The following is a 429-nucleotide window of genomic DNA, read 5'->3' on the forward strand; positions in this document are numbered from 1 at the left end:
CGCGGCAGAGACCGCCTGCGGCTGGGTCAGCGTATCAGGGCGGGTGTATTTCCAGTATTCGTCACGACGCTCGGGCAGACCTGCCTGTTGCAGACGGGACAAAGCATCCTTGCGCGCCGCATCGGACCAGCCCCCTTGGGGCAGGTCCAACGTGGCGATCAACGCCTCGGTCGGGGTTTGTTGTGTCGCTGCTTCGGCCATTACGCCACCTCGGACAGGATGTCGGCATACCCGTTGTTCTCGACTTCCAGCGCCAGCTCGGGGCCGCCGGTCTTGATGATACGGCCATCTGCCATGATGTGCACCACATCGGGTTTGATGTGGTCCAGCAGACGCTGGTAGTGGGTGATCACAAGGAAACCACGGCCTTCGGTGCGCAGCGCGTTTACGCCATCAGCAACCAGTTTCATCGCATCGACATCCAGACCG

Annotated in this window: 2 pseudogenes; both read right to left on the reverse strand. The window is 61.8% G+C overall.

Features of this window, described 5'->3' with window-relative positions:
• Nucleotides 1-201, reverse strand: a pseudogene (locus tag B3849_RS02870) (Fe-S cluster assembly protein SufD); the annotation flags it as partial.
• Nucleotides 201-429: pseudogene (gene sufC, locus B3849_RS02875) on the reverse strand (Fe-S cluster assembly ATPase SufC); the annotation flags it as partial. The pseudogenes B3849_RS02870 and sufC, both read right to left, overlap by 1 nt.

The organism is Sulfitobacter sp. UBA4523 (assembly GCF_002388305.1).
Classification (GTDB): Bacteria; Pseudomonadota; Alphaproteobacteria; order Rhodobacterales; family Rhodobacteraceae; genus Sulfitobacter; species Sulfitobacter pontiacus.